The organism is Agrobacterium sp. CFBP2214, from assembly GCF_030209895.1.
Classification (GTDB): Bacteria; Pseudomonadota; Alphaproteobacteria; order Rhizobiales; family Rhizobiaceae; genus Agrobacterium; species Agrobacterium radiobacter.
The window spans coordinates 50051-70107 of record NZ_JARVRC010000011.1 but is presented as its reverse complement, the minus strand read 5'-3'; the positions used below and the strand labels follow the sequence as shown (position 1 = coordinate 70107).

The 20057-nt window shown below is 57.1% G+C and carries 17 protein-coding genes and 3 pseudogenes; 11 read left to right on the top strand and 9 right to left on the bottom strand.

Annotated elements, in window-relative coordinates; genetic code table 11:
- The first annotated feature begins 170 nt into the window (after nt 1–170).
- The 3 genes from QRN60_RS23125 (at nt 171) to QRN60_RS23115 (ending at nt 1885) form a co-directional block, all read left to right on the top strand.
- Complete coding sequence (locus QRN60_RS23125) at nt 171–488, top strand: PepSY domain-containing protein (protein WP_129565033.1); 318 nt, start codon at nt 171–173, stop codon at nt 486–488.
- A 21-nt stretch (nt 489–509) separates the two neighbouring features.
- Nucleotides 510–1103, top strand: a complete 594-nt coding sequence (locus QRN60_RS23120) for a general stress protein (RefSeq protein ID WP_035228422.1) — start codon at nt 510–512, stop codon at nt 1101–1103.
- Nucleotides 1104–1168: 65 nt separating this feature from the next.
- Nucleotides 1169–1885, top strand: a complete 717-nt coding sequence (locus QRN60_RS23115; protein WP_129565034.1) for a DUF72 domain-containing protein — start codon at nt 1169–1171, stop codon at nt 1883–1885.
- Here the strand turns inward: QRN60_RS23115 and QRN60_RS23110 are convergent.
- The 4 genes from QRN60_RS23110 to QRN60_RS23095 form a co-directional block, all read right to left on the bottom strand.
- Nucleotides 1863–2150, bottom strand: coding sequence for a hypothetical protein (locus QRN60_RS23110; protein ID WP_060727319.1), 288 nt, complete (start codon nt 2148–2150; stop codon nt 1863–1865). The two genes, QRN60_RS23115 and QRN60_RS23110, sit on opposite strands and share 23 nt — an antisense overlap.
- A 656-nt stretch (nt 2151–2806) precedes the next feature.
- Nucleotides 2807–2995: a hypothetical protein gene (locus tag QRN60_RS23105; RefSeq protein WP_060727175.1), complete on the bottom strand. Its 189-nt coding sequence runs from the start codon at nt 2993–2995 to the stop codon at nt 2807–2809.
- Between the two features lie 27 nt (nt 2996–3022).
- Nucleotides 3023–4297 carry a beta-ketoacyl-ACP synthase II gene (fabF, locus tag QRN60_RS23100; protein WP_129565035.1) on the bottom strand — a complete coding sequence of 425 codons (1275 nt, stop codon included), beginning with the start codon at nt 4295–4297 and terminating at the stop codon, nt 3023–3025.
- Nucleotides 4298–4427: 130 nt separating this feature from the next.
- Nucleotides 4428–5015: a TetR/AcrR family transcriptional regulator gene (locus QRN60_RS23095; RefSeq protein ID WP_111791554.1), complete on the bottom strand. Its 588-nt coding sequence runs from the start codon at nt 5013–5015 to the stop codon at nt 4428–4430.
- Between the two features lie 97 nt (nt 5016–5112).
- On the opposite strand from QRN60_RS23095, the gene QRN60_RS23090 reads away from it, so the two are divergent.
- Both QRN60_RS23090 and QRN60_RS23085 read left to right on the top strand, forming a co-directional pair.
- Nucleotides 5113–6222 carry an efflux RND transporter periplasmic adaptor subunit gene (locus QRN60_RS23090; protein ID WP_111784215.1) on the top strand — a complete coding sequence of 370 codons (1110 nt, stop codon included), beginning with the start codon at nt 5113–5115 and terminating at the stop codon, nt 6220–6222.
- Nucleotides 6222–9329 carry an efflux RND transporter permease subunit gene (locus QRN60_RS23085; protein WP_111784214.1) on the top strand — a complete coding sequence of 1036 codons (3108 nt, stop codon included), beginning with the start codon at nt 6222–6224 and terminating at the stop codon, nt 9327–9329. The genes QRN60_RS23090 and QRN60_RS23085 overlap by 1 nt, the downstream gene beginning before the upstream one ends.
- A 475-nt stretch (nt 9330–9804) precedes the next feature.
- Here QRN60_RS23085 and QRN60_RS23080 read toward each other — a convergent pair whose 3' ends face one another.
- A complete protein-coding gene (locus QRN60_RS23080; RefSeq protein WP_111793034.1) occupies nt 9805–10527 on the bottom strand; it encodes a sulfite exporter TauE/SafE family protein in 723 nt (240 codons plus the stop codon).
- Nucleotides 10528–10836: 309 nt separating this feature from the next.
- Complete coding sequence (locus QRN60_RS23075; RefSeq protein WP_111784212.1) at nt 10837–11385, bottom strand: TetR/AcrR family transcriptional regulator; 549 nt, start codon at nt 11383–11385, stop codon at nt 10837–10839.
- A gap of 113 nt (nt 11386–11498) precedes the next feature.
- Between QRN60_RS23075 and QRN60_RS23070 the strand changes: the two genes are divergently transcribed.
- The 4 genes and pseudogenes from QRN60_RS23070 to QRN60_RS23055 all read left to right on the top strand — a co-directional run bounded on the left by QRN60_RS23070 (nt 11499) and on the right by QRN60_RS23055 (nt 13929).
- The gene (locus QRN60_RS23070) at nt 11499–12287 is read left to right on the top strand and encodes an SDR family NAD(P)-dependent oxidoreductase (RefSeq protein ID WP_284766929.1); all 789 of its coding nucleotides are present in this window, start codon (nt 11499–11501) and stop codon (nt 12285–12287) included.
- Nucleotides 12288–12341: 54 nt separating this feature from the next.
- A pseudogene (locus QRN60_RS23065) lies at nt 12342–12599 on the top strand (oxidoreductase); the annotation flags it as partial.
- Nucleotides 12600–12601: 2 nt separating this feature from the next.
- Nucleotides 12602–12852 (top strand): annotated as a pseudogene (locus tag QRN60_RS23060) (alpha/beta fold hydrolase); the annotation flags it as partial.
- A gap of 78 nt (nt 12853–12930) precedes the next feature.
- The gene (locus tag QRN60_RS23055) at nt 12931–13929 is read left to right on the top strand and encodes an NADP-dependent oxidoreductase (RefSeq protein WP_111834006.1); all 999 of its coding nucleotides are present in this window, start codon (nt 12931–12933) and stop codon (nt 13927–13929) included.
- 256 nt (nt 13930–14185) lie between these two features.
- Here QRN60_RS23055 and QRN60_RS23050 read toward each other — a convergent pair whose 3' ends face one another.
- Nucleotides 14186–14584 carry a hypothetical protein gene (locus QRN60_RS23050; RefSeq protein ID WP_060727316.1) on the bottom strand — a complete coding sequence of 133 codons (399 nt, stop codon included), beginning with the start codon at nt 14582–14584 and terminating at the stop codon, nt 14186–14188.
- Nucleotides 14585–14918: 334 nt separating this feature from the next.
- On the opposite strand from QRN60_RS23050, the pseudogene QRN60_RS23045 reads away from it, so the two are divergent.
- Together QRN60_RS23045 and QRN60_RS23040 are read left to right on the top strand one after the other, a co-directional pair.
- Nucleotides 14919–15472: pseudogene (locus QRN60_RS23045) on the top strand (peroxiredoxin).
- A gap of 122 nt (nt 15473–15594) precedes the next feature.
- Nucleotides 15595–15993, top strand: a complete 399-nt coding sequence (locus QRN60_RS23040; RefSeq protein ID WP_111834007.1) for a hypothetical protein — start codon at nt 15595–15597, stop codon at nt 15991–15993.
- Between the two features lie 334 nt (nt 15994–16327).
- Here QRN60_RS23040 and QRN60_RS23035 read toward each other — a convergent pair whose 3' ends face one another.
- Both QRN60_RS23035 and QRN60_RS23030 read right to left on the bottom strand, forming a co-directional pair.
- On the bottom strand, nt 16328–17638 hold the full coding sequence (locus QRN60_RS23035) for an HlyD family type I secretion periplasmic adaptor subunit (RefSeq protein ID WP_111834009.1): 1311 nt from the start codon (nt 17636–17638) through the stop codon (nt 16328–16330).
- A 41-nt stretch (nt 17639–17679) separates the two neighbouring features.
- Nucleotides 17680–20022: a calcium-binding protein gene (locus tag QRN60_RS23030; RefSeq protein ID WP_165001872.1), complete on the bottom strand. Its 2343-nt coding sequence runs from the start codon at nt 20020–20022 to the stop codon at nt 17680–17682.
- Nucleotides 20023–20057 lie beyond the last annotated feature (35 nt).

Below are 20057 nucleotides of genomic sequence, written 5' to 3'. Positions count from 1 at the left end.
AATAATTTTCATTCCGCCGCAATGCCTGCCCGCGCAACACGTCGGGAAGCCATCCACCGTCACGATGACGTGGGTGCCATCCAATTCTATTTGCAGAGCGGCGGAACCATGCGGCGAGCATAGTGTTTGCTGTGGGAGCCTGCTCGAAAGGCTACAACGAGGAAAAAATCATGAAAAAACTTCTCTTAGCCGCAGCGCTTGTCGGCGCGTCGACGCTTACCGCCTTCGCACAGACCACCCCCGCCCCGGCAACCGATGGGAAAACGCCCGCCGTGGCCACGCCCAAGACCAAGAATCCGACAGCGCCTGTCGAAGGCGCAAACAGTTTCACCGAGGAACAGGCGAAAACGCGCCTCACGGAGGCCGGATATACCGATGTCAGCGGCCTTATGAAGGATGACAAGGGTGTCTGGCAGGCCAAGGCCTCGAAAGATGGCAAGCCCGTAAGCCTGGCGCTCGACTATCAGGGCAACATTGTCGCTAACTAATTCACTCTTCAGGAGAATCCTATGAAGACCGTTACAGGACTTTTCGACGACTACTCCGATGCCAGCGCGGCTGTCAGCGCGCTCGAAGAACGCGGTGTACCATCTTCGGATATCAGCATCGTGTCGAACAATGCAGATGAACGCCACGGCAAGTCTACAAACGCCGCTGAAGGCGCCGGCACAGGTGCCGGCATCGGTGCCGCCGTCGGTGGCGTGGGCGGTCTGCTCACCGGCCTTGGCATCATGGCAATTCCCGGCGTCGGGCCGGTGGTTGCCGCGGGCTGGCTTGCCGCTACGGCGGCGGGCGCCGTGGCCGGTGCCGTGGCAGGCGGTGCCGCCGGCGGGCTTATCGGCGCGCTAACGGAGTCCGGCGTGCCGGAAGACCATGCCCATGTCTATGCGGAAGGCGTTCGCCGCGGCGGCACGCTGGTAACCGCGAAAGTGGAAGACAGCCTTTATGCGGACGCGCAGGACATACTGCGCCAGTCCAACTGGGTCGATCCCGATCAGCGCCGTGAGGCCTATGCCAAAGAGGGCTGGTCACGCTTTGATGACACGCTGGATCCTTATGAACCAGCTGAAATCGAACAGGAGCGTCTGCGCTACAGACGCTAGATCTCGCAACGAAGAAAGGCCGGCACATGCCGGCCTTTCTTTCAAATCCAAGAGGGCGGACGAGAGTGCCGGTCATTGCAACATCTGGATGGTCCATCCCCAGGACCGTGGCCCACCCTTTTCCCGAAACGGGAAGCGGGCTCAGCCGTTATGCCGCTGTTTTCAACGGTGTCGAGATCAATTCCACCTTCTATCGCCACCATCGGATGACGACGTTCGAGCGCTGGGCAAACTCGGTGCCGGATGAGTTCCGCTTCGCCGTGAAACTGCCCCGCGAGATAACGCACGAGCATCGGCTGCATGCCGTCGGCCAAATTTTCAAGACATTCGTTGAAGAGCTCGCGGCGCTGAATGGCAAGCTAGGCCCATTATTGTGCCAATTGCCATCCACCCTTGAGTTCGATGGCAATGAGGCCACAGCCGCGTTCGAAGCCATGCGTGAGGTTTTTCCAGGCATGCTGGTAGTCGAGCCGCGCCACACAAGCTGGGCCACGCCCCCGGCGGAAGAGGTTTTGACACGATATGCCGTTGATCGCGTTCTGGCCGATCCGGCACCGGTCTGGCCCGCAAGTGATTTTTCAGAGCCGCCAAGATATGTCCGTCTGCACGGTGCGCCCAGGATGTATTATTCGGACTACAGCGCGGAAGAAATCCGCTCTTTTGAAAAACGCCTTTCCGCCGGCTCCTGGTGCGTGTTCGACAACACGGCCTCCGGCGCCGCAATCCAGAACGCACTGGCAATGCTCGATTGTGGCGTCGTTACGGAACAACGCGCGGGCTGACATCTTCGCTCGCGCCGTCAAGCGCCAATGCCTCATCAATCTCGGCTGATGATACCTGCAGGAACTGGCGTCGGGCCACCGCGATGGAAATCGCGGGTATCTCCAGATGGGTTGCCACCCGGCGATATGCCGTGAAGCTCAACCCTTCTATCAATTCCTCGTCCACGACCAGGCGATATGTGCCCGCGCCCAAGAGTTCCGTAAGGGCCTCCAGACGGAACGGATGCTTGAATGTGATTTCGGTCTCTGTTGTTCTTTCGATCATTTCGAACACCGTTTTCCGCTGCGTTGTAGACCGGCAGTTGCAGCCGGTTATCGCAACTATGCTCCGAAGAGGATGTAAACGATCAGCGCAAGGCTTGCCGCAGACAAGACGTAGCCAGCCACAGTTGCGAGATCATGTTTCGTGGGTTGGTGAAATATGGAAGACATGGCGTCCTCCTTTGTCAGGGCCAGGGTATTCAACCCTTAAACAGCAGCGCCCGTAAAATGGCTGCTGGAGCTATTACAGTGGACCTGTTCTGCAGGTTTGGCAACTAATCAATTGCAGTGGTTTGAAAGGTGTATTTGAAATCGTTGAATCGGCAATATGGTATCCAATTTGCTGATGGATTGGCAAAGTGCCGTTTGGCCGCTTCCCTCAATATGCGGGAAACACGAGTTTCTAACTCGCACATTCAGGCACGAACCTTGGATTGCAGGTGCGGTGAGATTGATGTGACAGATGCTCGTAGAGCACGAAGACTTCTGCTCGCCGGCAGTAGGAGCGCTCTGGGGAGATCGAAAGGCATTGCCGACAAAGGTTGGCCGGACCCACCATGTTCTCAGCCTATGTCGGATGCTCAGCGAGCTATTCAAGGTGTGCGCCTGACATGTGCGGTCCGCCGACTCTTGTGGTTGCCTCACAACGGCGAAGCAACATCACCCTGTATTTTCCGGGGCGTCTTTAGCCAGAGTTTCCTGCTCGGTCTGAGCGCTTAATCCGGCAACCTCCGTCTCCAGCCGGGCGAGCCGATTTTCCAGCGCGGTCAGGTAGTCTCCTTGCAGGTCGTCGACGCCGAGGAAGGCTTGCTCCCATATCTGCCATTTTTTTAGAAACCGCTTCAACATTTAAAACCTTCCATGGCCGTCGCTTTATTAAATCGCCATTGGCCAGCGCCGGAAAAGAACGCTGGCATTGACACCGCCAAAACCGAAACCGTTGGATATGGCATATTCAGCATCCAGCGACCGCGCTTCGTTTGCGACAAAATCGATCCCGCTCGACTCCGGATCGGGCGTGTTCAAGTTCAGTGTCGGGGGTGCGATCTGGTTTTTAAGTGCCAAAATCGCGAAGATGGCTTCCAGCCCGCCGGCCGCTCCAAGCAGGTGTCCCGTCGCAGATTTGGTTCCACTGACAGCAACCGATTTTCGTTGCCCAAATACACTCTTGATGGCCCTGATCTCTCCGAGATCACCGACTGGCGTCGATGTCGCGTGCGCGTTCAGATGGCCAATTTCGTGAGGGGCAATGCCTGCTTGGGCGACGGCGATCTCCATAGCCCTACGCGCCCCGCTTCCGTCCTCAGGGCCGGAGGTGATGTGGTGGGCATCGGCTGTCGTGCCGTATCCGACCAGTTCCGCAATCGGGGTGGCGCCGCGAGCAATAGCGTGGCTCAGCGCTTCTATGACGAGTACGCCCGCGCCTTCACCCATGACGAAGCCGTCGCGCGACGTGTCGAAGGGGCGTGATGCCTTGTCCGGCGTCTCGTTAAAACCGGTCGACAGCGACCTTGCCGCCGCAAAACCGCCGAGGCTGACGATGTTCATGCAAGCTTCTGTTCCGCCGCAAACTGCAATATCGGCTTCGTTCGACCTGATTAGTCTTGCCGCATCGCCGATGGCTTGAACGCCAGCGGCACATGCCGTCACGGGTGCTCCGAGCGGGCCCTTGAAACCATGACGGATGGAGACTTGGCCGGCCGCGAGATTGACGAGGAAGGACGGTATCGTGAACGGGGAGAGGCGGCGAGCACCGCTCTGATCGACGGTACGCACCGCCTGCGTGATCGCACGGAAGCCACCGATGCCGGATGCGATGATTGTCGCTGTTCGCAGCCTGTCTTCATTCGAGGTCGGTTTCCAATTTGCCTGCGCCAATGCCTCTTCTGCCGCCGCCAGCGCAAAGATGATGAACCGGTCGACCTTGCGTTGATCCTTTGGCGCAATGATCCTGTCCGGATCGAAGCCTCCTTCAGAGTCTTCGCTGACAGAAGGGACAACACCTCCCACTTTCGCAGGAAGATCTCCCACGACATCGTCGGTCAGCCGCCGAATTCCGCTCTTGCCGGCAAGGAGCCGCGACCATGAGATATCCACATTCGCACCAAGGGGGCTAACGGCTCCCATTCCTGTTACAACGATACGACGCATCTGTTTTTCACCTGATTTTGCCATAAAAATAGGCATGCCTTTGACGTCCCGACCGACAACAAGGCCAGGATCATTTCTCAAGACATGCGGTTCAAGCAGAGCCTAGGAGACTCTCATACGGCCGTCGCCATCAGTCATCACCACCACTGCGAGCTATACGCCTGACTTCGCCGGCGGCTGCGTCAAGAACGCGTTCCGATAAGCTTTCGTCCTCAATGATGCGGGAGAGCGTGACGGCGCCCACCATCATAGACAATATCGCTATAGCCTTTTCGCTGGGGCTTGAACTGTCAGCGTCTCCCATGAGCTCATCCAGTATCTCGAAGTGAGCGCGAATGCCGTCCTCGAACGGACGTCGAACATCCGCACTTTGCCTCGCCGCGTCCGCCCCCAGTGCAACGAGCGGGCAACCTTCCGCCTTTTCTCCCCTGTGATCTTTGGAAAGATAAAACGCCATAACAGCTTCGAGTGGATCTGAGGTATCTGCGGCCGCGGCGGACCATCTTCTCGTTGCGCTTTCCAGAGCGCGTCTGGATGCAAGAGCGGCAAGGTCATCTTTCGACGTGAACTGTTTGTAGAACCCACCTTGGGTAAGGCCGGCCCCTTTCATCAGATCCTTCAGCCCGATTCCGTCAAATCCATGCTCTCGAAACAGCCGGCTTGCGACGGTGATGATCCTGTCGCGATTTTCCTCGGCCTGTGCGCGGCTCACTCTCATGTGGATCTCCGATTAGATTTCATTTGACATCTATATTCGTTTTAGATTTAGATTGCAATCTAAGAATTATGTTATCGCCATCAAGAAGGCCAGTGCCATGAAACAAAAAATCCTGCTCTCGACCGTGGCAATGGCCGCCCTCATCGGGGTTGGCGCTGCTATTTTCCTGATGCCATCAACGGACACGAATGCGCAGGCCGCGGATCCCCGCAGCTTGGCTCCGCTTGTCAGCGTGACAAAGGTCAAGACCCCGGACACGGCAAGCCGAAGCTTCACCGGCACGGTTGCGGCCCGGGTGCAGAGCGATCTCGGCTTTCGGGTTCCCGGAAAGATCATCGAACGGGTGGTGGGCCTTGGCGAGGAAGTAAGGGCCGGGCAGCTTCTGATGCGGATCGACGAGACCGATCTTCGACTTGCCCTGACCGCGAAACGCAATGCCGTTATTGCCGCTGAGGCAACGTTCATACAGGCCCAGGCCGACGAGAAGCGCTTCGCGGTTCTCGTCAAGTCCAACGCTGCGTCCACCCAGCAGTATGAAAGATCAAAGGCCACTATGGATACGGCGACGGCACAACTTGCCGCAGCCAGGGCTGACGCAGCAGTCGCAGAAAACGAGGCAGCCTATGCAGTATTGCTGGCTGATGCCGACGGGACGATCGTTGAGACCCTCGGCGAACCGGGGCAGGTGGTCTCGGCAGGTCAGCCCGTCATACGGCTCGCGAAGGCAGGACCACGCGAAGCTCTCGTTTGGCTCCCTGAAAATCTGAGGCCTGAGATTGGCGCCGCAGCGCAGGCCACGGTCTATGGTCGCAGCGGGCAAGAGAAAGCGGTCCTTCGCCAGATATCCGATGCCGCCGATCCCCAGACCAGAACCTATGAAACGCGCTGGGTGTTGCAGGGGGCTGCGGCATCCGCGCCGCTCGGCGCAACGGTTACGATCAGCGTGGAAAACAAGGACGCGCTGGCGCATGCCGAAGTTCCCATCGGTGCGCTTCTGGATGACGGCACGCGCACGGGCGTGTGGGTCGTCGACGAACAATCCTCAAGCGTTCGTTTTCGCGAAGTGAAGGTCGAACGGATCGGCGAGGAAAAGGCCATCGTTTCGAGCCTGAGGGCAGGGGAGCCTGTTGTCGCCCTTGGCGCGCATTTGCTTCAGGACGGCGCAAGCGTGCGCACCGGCGTTGAAAAAGCAGAGGCGGCGAACTGATGAGTTTCAACCTTTCGGCGCTCGCCGTTCGCGAACGAGCCGTCACCCTGTTCTTCATCGTATTGTTGGCTGCAGCCGGCGCTTACGCCTTCGTCAAGCTGGGACGAGCCGAAGATCCGTCATTCACCATCAAGACACTTACCGTTACCTCGGTTTGGCCGGGAGCGACTGCGCGCGAAATGCAGGATCTTGTCGCCGAGCCGCTCGAAAAGCGTATTCAGGAATTGACCTGGTACGATCGTGTGGAAACGACCACACGCCCCGGCTACGCTTTCCTGACCGTGACGCTCAAGGACAATACGCCAGCCTCGGCCGTTGAGGGGGAGTTCTACCAGGCGCGCAAGAAACTTGGCGATGAATCCCGAAATCTTCCCCCCGGCGTGATCGGCCCTTTCGTCAATGACGAATACTCCGACGTCAGCTTCGCCCTTTATGCCTTGAAGGCGAAGGGGATGGCGATGCGTGACCTCGTGCGCCAGGCCGAGACGATCCGTCAGGACATGCTTCACGTTCCCGGCGTGAAAAAGATCAACATTCTTGGCGAGCAGCCGGAACAGATTTTCGTGGAATTCTCCTATCCCAAGCTGGCAACGCTGGGCATCTCGGCGCAGGATATCGCTTCCGCCCTGCAACGGCGCAATACCGTCACCCCGGCGGGTTCCATCGATACGCAGGGACCGCAGGTCTTCATCCGGTTCGATGGGGCTTATGACAGCGTCGAGTCGATTGCTGAAACGCCGATCGTCGCGGGCGGACGCGTCCTCAAGCTAGCGGATTTCGCCGCGGTGCGCCGCGGATATCAAGATCCCGCCACCTACGTCATCCGCCACGATGGCGAACCCGCCATCATGCTGGGCGTGGTGATGCAGCAGGGCTGGAATGGGCTGGAACTCGGCAAGGCCCTGGAAGACCGATCTTCGACGATTGCACAAACCCTGCCGCTTGGCATGACGCTCGCTAAAGTCAGCGATCAAGCCGTCAACATTGATGAGGCTGTCGGCGAGTTCATGTTGAAGTTCGCCATGGCGCTCGGAGTCGTGTTGTTCGTGAGCCTCGTTAGTCTCGGCTGGCGTGTCGGCATCGTCGTGGCACTTGCGGTTCCGCTCACACTCGGCGTCGTCTTTCTGATCATGCTGGAAACCGGGCGGTTTTTCGACCGCATTACTCTTGGTGCGCTCATTCTAGCGCTCGGGCTGCTCGTGGACGATGCCATCATCGCCATCGAGGTGATGGTCGTCAAAATGGAAGAAGGCATGGACCGCATCAAGGCGGCGGCATATGCGTGGAGCCACACGGCTGCCCCTATGCTTTCCGGCACACTTGTGACCATCATCGGGTTGATGCCGGTTGGATTTGCCAGGTCAACCGCCGGTGAATATGCCGGTAACATCTTCTGGATCGTTGGGTTCGCATTGATCGTCTCGTGGTTCGTTGCGGTGATCTTTACGCCCTATCTCGGCGTCAAGATGTTGCCCGAGATAAAGCCGGTGGAAGGTGGTCACCACGCGATCTACAACACGCCAAATTATCGCAGGCTGCGTAGCCTCATCGAATTTGCGGTCCGTCACAAATTCCTGACCTGTGGTCTCGTTGGCGTCATCATGGCCGCCTCTGTCGTTGGCATGGGATCCGTCAAGCAACAGTTCTTCCCGACATCTGATCGTCCCGAAGTGTTGGTGGAAGTGCGCATGCCCGAGGGCACCAGCATCGAGACGACAACGGCAACGGTCGAGAAACTCGAAGGCTGGCTGAAAAAGCAACCCGAAACGAAGATCGCTACCAGCTATGTCGGGCAGGGCGCGCCGCGCTTCTTCTTCGCCATGGCGCCTGAATTGCCGGATCCCGCTTTCGCCAAAATCGTCGTGCTGACATCCGATGCCCATACGCGTGAGGCGCTCAAACATCGTCTTCGCGAAGCGGTGTCCAGCGGACTTGCTCCGGAAGCCAATGTGCGAGTTACGCAGCTCGTTTTCGGTCCCTACACGCCCTTCCCGGTGGAGTTCCGCATCATGGGGCCGGATCCGGATGAATTGTACAGGATCTCTGAGCAGGCGCTTGCCATCATGAAGACCGTGCCCGACGTTCGCCAACCTAACCGCGACTGGGGCAACCGCACGCCTGTCCTGCGGTTCATCCCCGATCAGGACCGGCTCAACCTCATCGGCCTCTCGCCCGCCGAGGCCGCCCAGCAGATGCAGTTGTTATTGAGTGGTGTGCCGATCACACAGGTTCGCGAAAACATCCGCAACGTTCCCGTCGTTGCCCGCAGCGCCGGCGAAAACAGGCTTGATCCTTCGAGGCTTTCGGATTTCTCTCTGACGAGCAGAAACGGACGCCCGGTACCACTCGACCAAATCGGTCATTCCGAAATCCGTTTCGAGGAGCCGGTAATGAAGCGCCGTGACCGCACGCCGGTCATCACCATCCGCTCCGATATAAATGAGGCAACCCAGCCGCCGGAAGTGTCGCAACAGGTCTTCAAGGCCCTTCAGCCCTTGATTGCCTCGCTTCCCGTCGGCTACCGCATCGAAATGGGTGGCAATATTGAGGAGTCCCTCAAGGCGAATGTGGCGCTGGTGAAGATTTTCCCGGCCATGGTTGCCGCCATGCTTATCGTTATCATCCTTCAGGTCCGCAGCCTGTCGACGATGACGATGGTAATGCTCACCGGGCCGCTCGGGCTCGCTGGCGTGGTTCCAATATTGCTCGTTTTCAATCAACCCTTCGGCTTCAACGCCATCCTCGGGCTTATCGGCCTGGCCGGTATCCTCATGCGCAATACGCTGATCCTGACCGAGCAGATAAAGGAAAATCAGGCGGCGGGTCTGGATGACTATCATGCCGTCATCGAAGCGACCGTACAGAGGACGCGACCCGTTATCCTGACGGCGCTCGCTGCCGTCCTCGCCTTCATTCCGCTCACGCACTCGGTCTTCTGGGGATCGATGGCCTATACGCTGATTGGCGGTACGGCCGTTGGAACCGTCATGATCCTGTTGTTTCTCCCCGCGCTTTACGCGGCATGGTTCCGCATCAAGCCGCCCAAGGGCGAGAAACAATCGGAAGAAAGCGTTTCCGATCCGGTGCTTTCGATGGCTGCCGAGTGACTTCGGCCGCATCTCGAATCCCGACAGGTTTAAACTCCCATCTATCGTGCTCGGTGCAATGCCGCTTCGCTCTGGTCGGGGCATGCACTCGTTCGGGATTTAGGCGTGCCCACCACATGCTAGAGCCGATGCTGGCGAGCCGAACGGCGACAATGATTGGCGACCAGCTCGTTTCGATCTCCACTGCCGGCCGGACTTTGAGTATCCAGAGTTGGTGAGCGGCCGAAGCAGCAGGCGGCCGAGCACGAAGGCGAGATTGGTTGTTACCCCGACGCTCTGGGCGAAACGGCAGACACTGTCCGGCTTATCCGGCAGTTCGGGCGTTGAAGCACAGAAGAATGAAGGCAGATGTGTAGATCAGCATGCCAACGAGCAAGGGTGGAGATGCTCGATCATGTTGCTCTCCACGCGGAAGATCTCATAGAGAGCGGCGACCACATTGCGGTCTCGCGGGGATCGCCCCCGTAGGCCTTGCTTAAATTGTCGCTCCCCAAAGCAGGCTGAGTCCTGAGGTAACCAGCAGCGCATCCATGATATGGCGAAAAGCTTCGGGCGTGAGGCGGAGAAGGAAAGGTTTCGCTATAAAGGAACCGACCATCAGAGAGGCGCCCACAGTTAGGCCCTTCAGGATAACAGCGAAAGGAAGTGCTCCAGAGCCCTGAAAGGTAAGCGTTTTGGCAGTGTAGATCACTAACGAAGCTGCAGCTTCGGTTCCGATAAAGGCTCCCTTGGTCAGACCATAACCGATGAACACTGGTACGGAGGCAGGTCCAGAAGAGGCCACGATCCCGGTCAAGAAGCCGATGCATGCTCCGGCTGCGGCCAGATGGGGTAACCTTAAATGGATAAGGTTTGCTGCCAACCAGCGACGTCCGGGGATCATCAAGAGCAAGAATACTCCAATTGCCGCATCTACTGCCCGGGGCGGCAGAACAAGCATCGTTCGTGCACCAAGAACCGCTGTAGGAACGCCGGCAACCGCATAGGCTGCCACAGCACGCCAATCAACTCCCCGCCACCACGCAAGAATCCGGGCAATATTTGCCATGACGGCGGCCACCGCCATTATTGGTACAGCTTCTTTTGGCCCATAGACATAGGCCAAGACCGGGACGAGCATGATGGAAGAGCCAGTACCAATTATGCCACTGATGATCCCGGCAAGCAGGCCGATCATTAAGATGAGGGAAAGTCCCATTCGCTGTACACCGAAACTGCGTGATTGCTTACGCCCAGCTCTATCTCGATTCCAAACACCCAGACAAATTCAACTCGCCTAAATAACCGACTTGGCGGCGGCTCCGTGGCGCAAAGCTATGTGGCTTGGGCGCGTGATACGTGTCAGGGGACCGCTGCTTACATTTTAGCGGCATCTTATCCATCTGAAAATTACAAGTCTGCGTGGAGCCAAGGCGGCGTCCAGGCTCAGAGGGCCGCTCCCGAGATTCGATCGTTTCCTCGCAGCAGGCATAGACCAGGCGCTCTAAATGCGTGCTTTCCGATGCCCTTAGCCGACTCTGGCGTCGATCCAGGCACGCGTCTGCTCAAGAACTTCGTCTGACAGTTCAGGATCATCAACCGCTCTGGCCAGGATGACCGCTCCGACCATGGCCGCCCAGCTTCCAATCGCTGCACGGTGCTTGCCGGTTGCGTCTTGGTCCGGAAGGGCATCTTCGATACGTGCGATTTGGTTGCGTAGCCCTTCAGTCATGGCCGCTTTCGCGGCAGGTGTCTGGTGGCGAATTGCGGCGGCCAAGCCTGCCATCGGGCATCCGTTGCCGGGGTTGTCACGATGACGAGGCGCCAGATAGGAGCGGACGAAGCCACTGAACTCGCCGTCCCCGAAACTGTCTGCCGCAAGCGCATGGACAAGCGTCTGGGCGACCAGCTCGTCCTTCGAACTGAAATGGCCATAGAAGCCGCCATGGGTCATGCCGGCTGCCTTCATGACCTCAGCGACGCTGACCGCATCGAATCCTTTGTCCTTAAACAATCGGCTGGCGACGTCCAGGATGCGGCGACGATTTTCCGCCATCTGTTCTCGGCTGACTTTCATTTTCAAAATACTCCGAGCTGGCCATTGACATTTACATGATGGGCATCATATTTAAATCCAATCATGATGATCGTCATGAATATAGGATCAACCACAGAAAAGAACAATCCAAAATGAGTCAGATTCCTGCAGTTCTGATAACCCGCGCCTCCACAGGCATTGGGGCAACCTATGCCGAACGCTTCGCACGCCGCGGCCATGATCTCGTGCTTGTCGCCCGAGACGCTGTGCGAATGGAGGCGCTTGCAAGCCGTCTGCGCCAGGAAACCGGCGTCGCAATCGACATCCTCCAGGCCGATCTCACCAAGGCTGAGGATCTTGTTAAGGTCGAGACCAGGTTGCGCGACGATGAGCGCATCGGCGTTCTCGTCAACAATGCCGGTGCGGCAATCGGAGGAACTTTCGTCGACCAGAACGCCGATGACATGACCAAGCTCGTTGCACTCAACGCGACCGCACTGGTCCGGCTTGCCAGCGCCATTGCTCCCCGTCTTGCCAATGCGGGCGAAGGCGCGATCGTCAACATCGGTTCGGTCGTTGGGCTCGTCCCCGAATTCGGCATGACCGTTTATGGCGCGACCAAGGCCTTTGTCCTGTTCCTGTCACAGGGACTCGCCCACGAGCTTGGACCGAAAGGTGTGTACATCCAGGCTGTGCTTCCCGCCACGACCCGCACCGAGATCTGGGATCATGTGGGCGCCGACGTGAACGCCATGAATAATGTCATGGAAGTGGGCGATCTGGTGGATGCGGCCCTTGTCGGATTCGACCGCCGCGAACCGGTGACGATCCCGCCGCTGCACGACGGCAGCCAGTGGGACGCGCTTGATGGCGCGCGCAAGGCCATGCTCGGCAATCTCGTCAATGCGCTCCCTGCCGAACGCTATCGTACGCAGGCGTGAGCTTTCCGCAGTCGATGAACCCGCGCCGATAAATAGAAACGTCACAGGTATATCATGACCAAGACCACGCTCTTCGAACCCACCGCCCTAGGCGCCTTCACCCTTACGAACCGCATCGTCATGGCGCCACTCACCCGCAATCGCGCCGGCGCGGGCTTCGTGCCCGGCGACCTGACTGCCGAATATTACGCCCAGCGCATCGTTTCCGAGGCCACCCAGATTTCGCAGCAGGGACAAGGCTACCAGGACACGCCAGGCATTTATACCCAGGCGCAGATCGATGGCTGGAAAAAGGTGACCGCTGCCTTGCACGAAGGTTGAACGAGCGCAAGATGAACCGTGACAAGGGGCCTACACCGCGTGCGTTCATGCGCCAGCTCAGCGCCATCAAGGCCTGGGGGTGTCGGGCACCGCAGAATCTGGGACGCATACGCATTCCCGTTCTCGTAGCCAGCGGAGACAATGATATCATGGTGTTGACATCCAACAGCCGCGATCTGGCTCAGCGTATCCCCAAGGCCGACTGTTGATCTACGCAGATGCTGGCCATGGCGGCATCTTCTAATACCATGCTGAATTCGTGCCGAAAGCCTTGGCTTTCCTGGCTGCCTGACATGATCATCGTTTCACACTGGAGACCCTCGTGAAAGCCTTCGTCGTAGACAAATACAAGAAAAAGGCCCCGCTGCGTCTGGCCGATATGCCCGATCCCGTCATCGGCGCCAATGATGTGCTGGTTCGCATTGAGGCCACCGCGATCAATCTTTTGGATTCCAAGGTGCGCGACGGCGAATTCAAGTTGTTCCTGCCCTATCGTCCACCCTTCCTTCTCGGTCACGATCTGGCCGGAACGGTCATCCACGTCGGCGCCAATGTGCGGCAGTTCAAATCCGGCGACGAAATTTACGCCCGCCCGCGCGACGGTCGCATCGGCACATTTGCGGAGATGATTGCGGTTGACGCCTCAGATCTCGCGCTGAAACCGAAAAGCCTCTCCATGGAGCAGGCTGCGTCGATCCCGCTGGTCGGGCTAACCGCCTGGCAGGCGCTCGTCGAGGTGGGCAAGGTCAAGCCCGGCCAGAAGGTGTTCATTCAGGCCGGTTCCGGCGGCGTCGGCACATTCGCCATCCAGCTCGCCAAACATCTCGGCGCGACAGTTGCCACCACGACAAGTACGGCGAATATCGAGCTTGTGAAAAGCCTGGGCGCTGATGTGGTGATCGACTACAAAAGGCAGGACTTCGAGCAGGTACTGTCTGGGTGCGATCTCGCGCTCAACAGCCAGGATGCCAAGACGCTGGCAAAGTCGGTGAACGTGCTGAAACCGGGTGGCAAGCTCATCTCGATCTCTGGTCCGCCGGACGTCCCTTTCGCGAAGTCCCTGCGGCTGAGCCTTATACTGCGCCTTGTCACGCGGATGCTGAGCCGAGGCATTCTGAAGAGGGCAAAGAGCCGGGGCGTCGACTATTCCTTCCTCTTCATGCGGGCGGAAGGCCAGCAACTGCGAGAGATTGCCAAGCTGATCGATAATGGCGCCATCCGTCCTGTCGTGGACAAGGTATTTCCCTTCGCGCGGACGGCAGACGCCTTGGCTTATGTCGAGACAGGGCGCGCCAAGGGAAAGGTTGTCGTTGCCGTTTAGCAATGACCGTCTCGTCAACAGGAGGGTTGCTTTTTTGACGTATGACGTCCGCTTCCATGGCTCATGAGACTGGAGAGGCATTCTTCTGGCGGCCCCAAAACGGTCTGATGCCCACGTGAAGAACCGCCCGACTAAATCAACAATATCCGCCAATAGCGGACATTGCCGACTTCGCCCCCTATTCTGAACGGAATTATCGTCGGCAGGGTGGCAGGGTGCTTGTCAATCAATCAAATTCAAAACCGCTCGCGATGTATTAGATGGCTTTATCGAATGCGTCTGCCTCATCTTCCGTCGTAAAGGTGAATGTGACCAGTTCACTGTCATCTTCCTGACGGATGCCTACTGCAGTCACAATCAACCGAGCAATCTCATCCTGTGCTTCACTTCCTGACCGAGACGAATTCACTGTTCTCTCGATGGCTGGGGCGAATACTTCGCTGATTACACCGAGGCGCATATTGTATTTCATGATGATATCTCGATCCTCGATGATAGCGGACTGTTCAGCTTTCGTGATTCCGGCATTGTCCATTGCGGTTATTGTGGCATTCGTCGCGAGCTTGATTGGACCCTCCTCAAGCCACCTATCAACCATCTGATGGAACTGGCGCATACGCGCAGCGGGGATTGTTTTCTGTACAGTGATCGACATCTGCGTTCCTTTGTCGGCTTCCATGCATACTAATGCGCGCTCCCTAAATAAGGGACCGGCTATCGCAATCATCATGAACTTGCGAGCAGCGTGTAAGTGGTCCAGCCACAAGCTTCAATGCATTTGTTTTGAAGGTCAGCCCGCCGAGGAACCTGGCTTGGCGTCGAAGTCGACGACTCCCTCGGAATTGCGGAGCAGATTGAGTTATAGGTTAAAGGCTCATGGCTATCGGCAATAGCCGACGGTCTCCCTCGCGCCAACAGACGACATTGCAGTGGTATGAAAATTGACTAATTTTGTAACGTCGACAGACAGGAAGTACGATGAGGTGGCAATGAATGAAACCGGCAGGGATGAGACATTTCCGACCCCGAATGACGAAGGAGCAGTCAGGCATTTACTTGGGATGGAGTTGCCTGGTATTGGTTTGGACTCGACGGATGGCACGACTGTCGATCTCCGTGGGCCGGGGTTATCTGTAGTCTATGCTTACCCTCGGACAAGCGCGCCCGAAGGCAAAGCGATTGACGGATGGGATGCATACCCGACGCAAGGGGATGTACACCTCAGTCCTGTGCCTTCCGTGATCATTTCGCTGAACTGAAGGGATTAGGAGCAAGGCGTCTGTTTGGCCTTTCTACGCAGACCACAGAGTATCAGCGACAGGCAGCAGCACGGCTTCACCGGCCGTTTCCACTGCTCGCTGACCATTAACTCCTTCTAACGTCAGCCCTTCGCCTGCCAACGTTCCAGGCTGGAGGCGTGGCATTGCTAAAGAGGCTCACGATGATTATCGAAACGGGCGTTATCAAGCATGTCTTTTATCCCGTCCATCCGCCAGAGACGCAGATGCCGTCATCGTTGGCTGAGGGCAGTTACAATTCCTGAACGGGTCGATTGCCGCAATGGGCTAACTTCAGCATTGGCGCAAAACGCCAATGGTGATCATTGTATGTGCTGGATCATCGACATACGGTCAACCGGTTCGCGCAATTGGTAGGGAAGGTGCCATGAAAACAGACTGGAATGTGATCAGGGGCATGATGAATGCGGCAATCAACGCCTGCGAGCGCATAGAGACATCAGGGTATGCTGAGACTGATCGAGATGCCACGATTAATGTTGGAGGCCAACAGGTCAGCGTCCATGATATGCTCGTCAGCGCGTGGACTTATCCTGAGAACCTTCGTTATCAGATTATACGCCAACGCCACGAAAAAGGGGTCGATCTGCCTTACGTGCCAGAAACCGCCCGTATCCTGTTGGCAATGTCCCAAGCTGCCGCTGAACTGGTGAACACGGGTGACGTCACGCCTGCACAGGAAATGATTCAGGAAATGATCGTCTGGTTCGACAACCACCTGGTTTCAGGTGTCGAGACTGCAAAGGCTACTCGCCGAAAGCCATGACAGTCCCGGATTAAGAGTCGTCCTGGCTGCTTCGCGCCTTCTTGTCGGTCATAGCGATCCTCGCCACGCCTGCCTCTGAAGCGGACACCATCGTCACCTTGCTTCAGAATAAACGCCTTCTGAGCGTCTGAAAACTGCGATGCGTTCATCGTCTTCCGTTCCTTTTCCAACCAGGAAAATGCACCGGAAAACTCTAACCCAAAATGGTCCAGTTTAAAGGATTCAGGTCAACAGTCCTCCGCAAGGCGCTCATGGGTCTACCCAAAAAAGCCGCCCGTTGCTCCGTGGGAAAATCTGATTCTCTTTCACCTTCGCGTAAAGTTACATCGGTCCATCATTCCTCACGAAACGCCTTCATTACCTGATCTGTAAATGGCTTCGTTAGGTAAGACCACGCTGAGCGCTCAGCCGTGTGGACGAAAACCTCAATTGGCATGCCCGGCATAAGCTTGAGATCTCTAATGACTTCCTGTTGGTCAATCATATCAACTGTCGCCAAATAATAGGGTTGACCGGTCGTCTTATCTATCACGGTTGCTGCTGCGACGAATTCGACAATTCCGAAAACCTCTGGAGTCGTTGCGCTGTTAAACGCGGTCAGTCTCATTCTGGCGGCCTGTCCTGGTGCTACTCGATCAATATCTGCCGGCGCGATCCGGAATTCGACCTTCATGTCATCAGTCTTGGGAACGACCGACATTATAGTTGCGCCTGCGCCTATAACGCCATTGATCGTATGTATCTGCAGGTCATAGACAAACCCATCGACGGGCGCACGAACTTCCATGCGTGAAAGGCGGTCATATGCGGCGATTTCGCGCTCCCCCAGTTCGGCGAGCTTGGATTCGATTGAGACAATCTCTTTTTGAGTTTCGGATCGTGTTGTCTGGTCTATGGAGAGAAGCTTGATGCGCAACTCGCTGATCTCTCCTTCAGCCTCGGCCACGCGGGCTACCACTTCGCCGCTGGTCCCATCGATGCGGGCTACCTGCTTCTGGAGCTCGCGAAATTCCGATAACTTGATTAATCCGCCTTTGGCGAGCCTCTCGCTGACGCCGATTTCTTCGGTAATTATCTTCTTTTCAACGTCGTTTGCTTTCCGTTGCGAAATCAGCCCGTCAATCTGGTCTTCGAGTTGGGATATTTGCATTTCCAGCTGCTGTTTCTGGTTCAGGATCATACGGCGGTTTTCCTGAAACAGCTTCGTTTCGTTACGCGCAAGCTCGGGGACGATAGAGCCGTCGGAAAATGAAATGGTGTCCTTACCGTCACGTTCCGCCTCCAGCCGGATTTTCATCGCTCGCAACTGCGATAGCTGGCTTCGGATGATGGTCAATTCTACTCGAGTCTGAGTTTCATCAAAGCGCAGAAGCACGTCACCAGCCTTCACTGTGTCTCCATTGGCCACGGGAATGTCAGCGACAATCCCGCCGTCACGGTGCTGGATGGTTTTGACCTGATCTGGCACGACAAGCTGGCCCTGCGCGACAACCGCACCGGCAAGTTTGGCCTGAACCGCCCATCCGCCGACTCCGAACACGAGTAGAGCCGCCAGAACGCCTGAGACGACGATGCGTGGCGCGATGCCGAAGGATTGTGCTTCTGGCGTCAATTGTTTGCTTGTATTTTTTTGTTCGCGCACCATGTCCCTAAGCTCCCCTTATGTGGCTTTTCGCCTTATTCCAGTTACGTCCTTGCCAGGCCTGTGTCGTCATCACGAGCCGCGAGAATGAAATCATCTTCAGTCAACGCCTGGTGGCTGTAGATCAGTAACTCGAGATCGTCCTGTTCTCCCGCAAGATCGATGACGGCGCGAACAACGGCGGTCTCGCCGTCCGCAAACTCGCTGTAGAGTCGGATGCGCCGGACATCCTGCTGGTCATTGATCTCACCCATGATCCGGTCGAACATCAGCCCACCGATTTCATCTGCGAGATCAGACAAATCAATCCGATCGCCGATCTGGAAGTCGAGAATTTTGTCCCTTCCCTGGCCATCGTTGAAGACGGCCTCCACCGAGCGGAAAATGAAGACGTCGTTGCCTGCGCCGCCGGTCAGGAAATTAATGTCCGAATTGGCTACCAGCACGTCGTCGCCGAGCCCTGCGATGGCGACTTCGAAGCCCTCCAACTGATCAGTCCCGATTTCAACGCCTGTCGCCGTACCCCCTTCGAGATCGATTATAACTGCTGTGATCGTCGCTGAGGCGTCGTAGGTATCAACGCCTTCGCCACCTGAATATTGATCGTCGCCATCGTTTGACCCGCTGGTTGTGAAGAGAACGACGATGGTGTCATCGCCAGCGCCACCACTGACTGTATCGTCGCCGTTGCCAGCGATAAGGCGATCGTCCCCATCTCTTCCAATCAGGAGATTAGACCCGTCATCGCCGTTCAACGTGTCGTTTCCACTGCCGCCAATAGCTGCTTCAAATCCGTCGAGGTGGTCTGTTCCAATCTGCGAACCCGATGCAATTCCGGCTGCGAGGTCAATTTCAACAGCGTCTGAAGCAAAGCACGCGTCATATGTGTCGAAACCGTCACCGCCTGAATATGTGTCGTTCCCGTCGTTGACACCGAGAAGCTGTACCGATGCTCGCGCCTCCTCGGTTCCAGAACCTATGACGACGGTGTCGTTGCCCGCGCCTGCGATTACCGCATCGTGACCGAGGCCGCCCGCAAACACGTCGTTGCCGTCTCCTCCATCGAGGAGGTCATCGCCGGCATCGCCGGAAAGACGATCGTCGCCGGCCTCTCCAAACAAACGATCATTTCCCGCTCCACCACTGGCAATGTCATCACCGTCACCGCCGGCGACAACGTCGTCACCTTCCTCGCCATAAATCTTGTCGTTGCCTGCGCCACCAAAAATGACGTCGTTGCCGTCGCCACCGAAAATCCGGTCGTGGCCGCCCTCGCCATAGATCGTGTCGTTTCCACTTCCCCCCATCAGGGTGTCGTCGCCGTCGCCACCGTAAATAACGTCGTTGCTCTCGCGACCGTAGACGACGTCATTTCCGTCAAGTTCCGCTATCACGTCGTCCCCGGGCGTACCCAACAAGATGTCATCGTTATCGGTTCCTTCGACCGGATGCGGCGCTGCTTTAACGAGGTCCAGCATTGCCGTCGCCGACACGGAACCGATTCCGTCGCTGACGCCATAGGTGAAGGTGACTTCGCCGATGTACCCACGGTCGGGCGTGTAAAGCCAGATACCTTCGCCATAGGTCTGTATGACGCCGGAAGAAACCTGAAGGTTTCGAATTGACAAAGTGTCGCCGTCTGTGTCGGTTGCGGCCGAAGCCAGATTGTCGAGAAGGATGAGTGCTGAAAGGTTCATCAGCCCGCTTCCAAGAAACACCCGTCCAGCCACAACCGGCAATCGATTTGGACGTGCGTTGCCTGCCGGAGGAGTGCTTTCCGCGGCGGGCGGCCCGTCATGGTTTCTCGGATTTTCATTTGGATCTGCACGAGGCGCTTCAGGCTTGTTGGTGTTTTCGCTCCGCTGATCTTTCTCGTGCCAGATGATCGGAGTCTCGTTGCCAAGCGCGCCGAGTGGTGTCAGGGGTGCGAAATATCCGTTGATCCGATGGTTGTCGTTTGCGGACAGGGACTGCAGTAGCGACCGAAAGGAGTGATTATCAAGGTTCAGGTCGGCCCTTGCATGGAAGGAGGAGGGAAACGTAGTGGTTTCAGCCAAAAACCTTACCTTGCGTTCGGCATTGCCGGCTTCCTCGGCGACCTGGCGGAGATACGCGGCGACCTCTTCAATAATGTCGATGTTCGTAGAAGACTCGTCCGAACGCGTTTCCGTTTCGGTCACTGGACCTTGAACAAGGGGGGCATTTGGTCCGTCTACTTGCGTTTCGGAACGGAGCTTTCCAAAAAAAGCGCCGATCGCGGCAAGAGCGACGGCCGGGTTCACTATGCTCCAGTAGCGCGGGACCGGTTTGTCGTGAAGTTCAAAGCGGTTTTTTGGCGCTATGGAGGCTGCCACGTCAGGCAGTCCCAGAACAAGTTTATCTTCCATTGTCTGTTCTCCTCCTGTTGCTTCTGAGCGTTGCA

Coding starts and splice junctions, on each gene's coding strand:
- QRN60_RS23125 (WP_129565033.1), top strand. CDS start 171: ATGAAAAAACTTCTCTTAGCCGCAGCGCTTGTCGGCGCGTCGACGCTT.
- QRN60_RS23120 (WP_035228422.1), top strand. CDS start 510: ATGAAGACCGTTACAGGACTTTTCGACGACTACTCCGATGCCAGCGCG.
- QRN60_RS23110 (WP_060727319.1), bottom strand. CDS start 2,150: ATGATCGAAAGAACAACAGAGACCGAAATCACATTCAAGCATCCGTTC.
- QRN60_RS23105 (WP_060727175.1), bottom strand. CDS start 2,995: ATGTTGAAGCGGTTTCTAAAAAAATGGCAGATATGGGAGCAAGCCTTC.
- fabF (WP_129565035.1), bottom strand. CDS start 4,297: ATGCGTCGTATCGTTGTAACAGGAATGGGAGCCGTTAGCCCCCTTGGT.
- QRN60_RS23095 (WP_111791554.1), bottom strand. CDS start 5,015: ATGAGAGTGAGCCGCGCACAGGCCGAGGAAAATCGCGACAGGATCATC.
- QRN60_RS23090 (WP_111784215.1), top strand. CDS start 5,113: ATGAAACAAAAAATCCTGCTCTCGACCGTGGCAATGGCCGCCCTCATC.
- QRN60_RS23085 (WP_111784214.1), top strand. CDS start 6,222: ATGAGTTTCAACCTTTCGGCGCTCGCCGTTCGCGAACGAGCCGTCACC.
- QRN60_RS23080 (WP_111793034.1), bottom strand. CDS start 10,527: ATGGGACTTTCCCTCATCTTAATGATCGGCCTGCTTGCCGGGATCATC.
- QRN60_RS23075 (WP_111784212.1), bottom strand. CDS start 11,385: ATGAAAGTCAGCCGAGAACAGATGGCGGAAAATCGTCGCCGCATCCTG.
- QRN60_RS23070 (WP_284766929.1), top strand. CDS start 11,499: ATGAGTCAGATTCCTGCAGTTCTGATAACCCGCGCCTCCACAGGCATT.
- QRN60_RS23050 (WP_060727316.1), bottom strand. CDS start 14,584: ATGTCGATCACTGTACAGAAAACAATCCCCGCTGCGCGTATGCGCCAG.
- QRN60_RS23040 (WP_111834007.1), top strand. CDS start 15,595: ATGAAAACAGACTGGAATGTGATCAGGGGCATGATGAATGCGGCAATC.
- QRN60_RS23035 (WP_111834009.1), bottom strand. CDS start 17,638: ATGGTGCGCGAACAAAAAAATACAAGCAAACAATTGACGCCAGAAGCA.
- QRN60_RS23030 (WP_165001872.1), bottom strand. CDS start 20,022: ATGGAAGATAAACTTGTTCTGGGACTGCCTGACGTGGCAGCCTCCATA.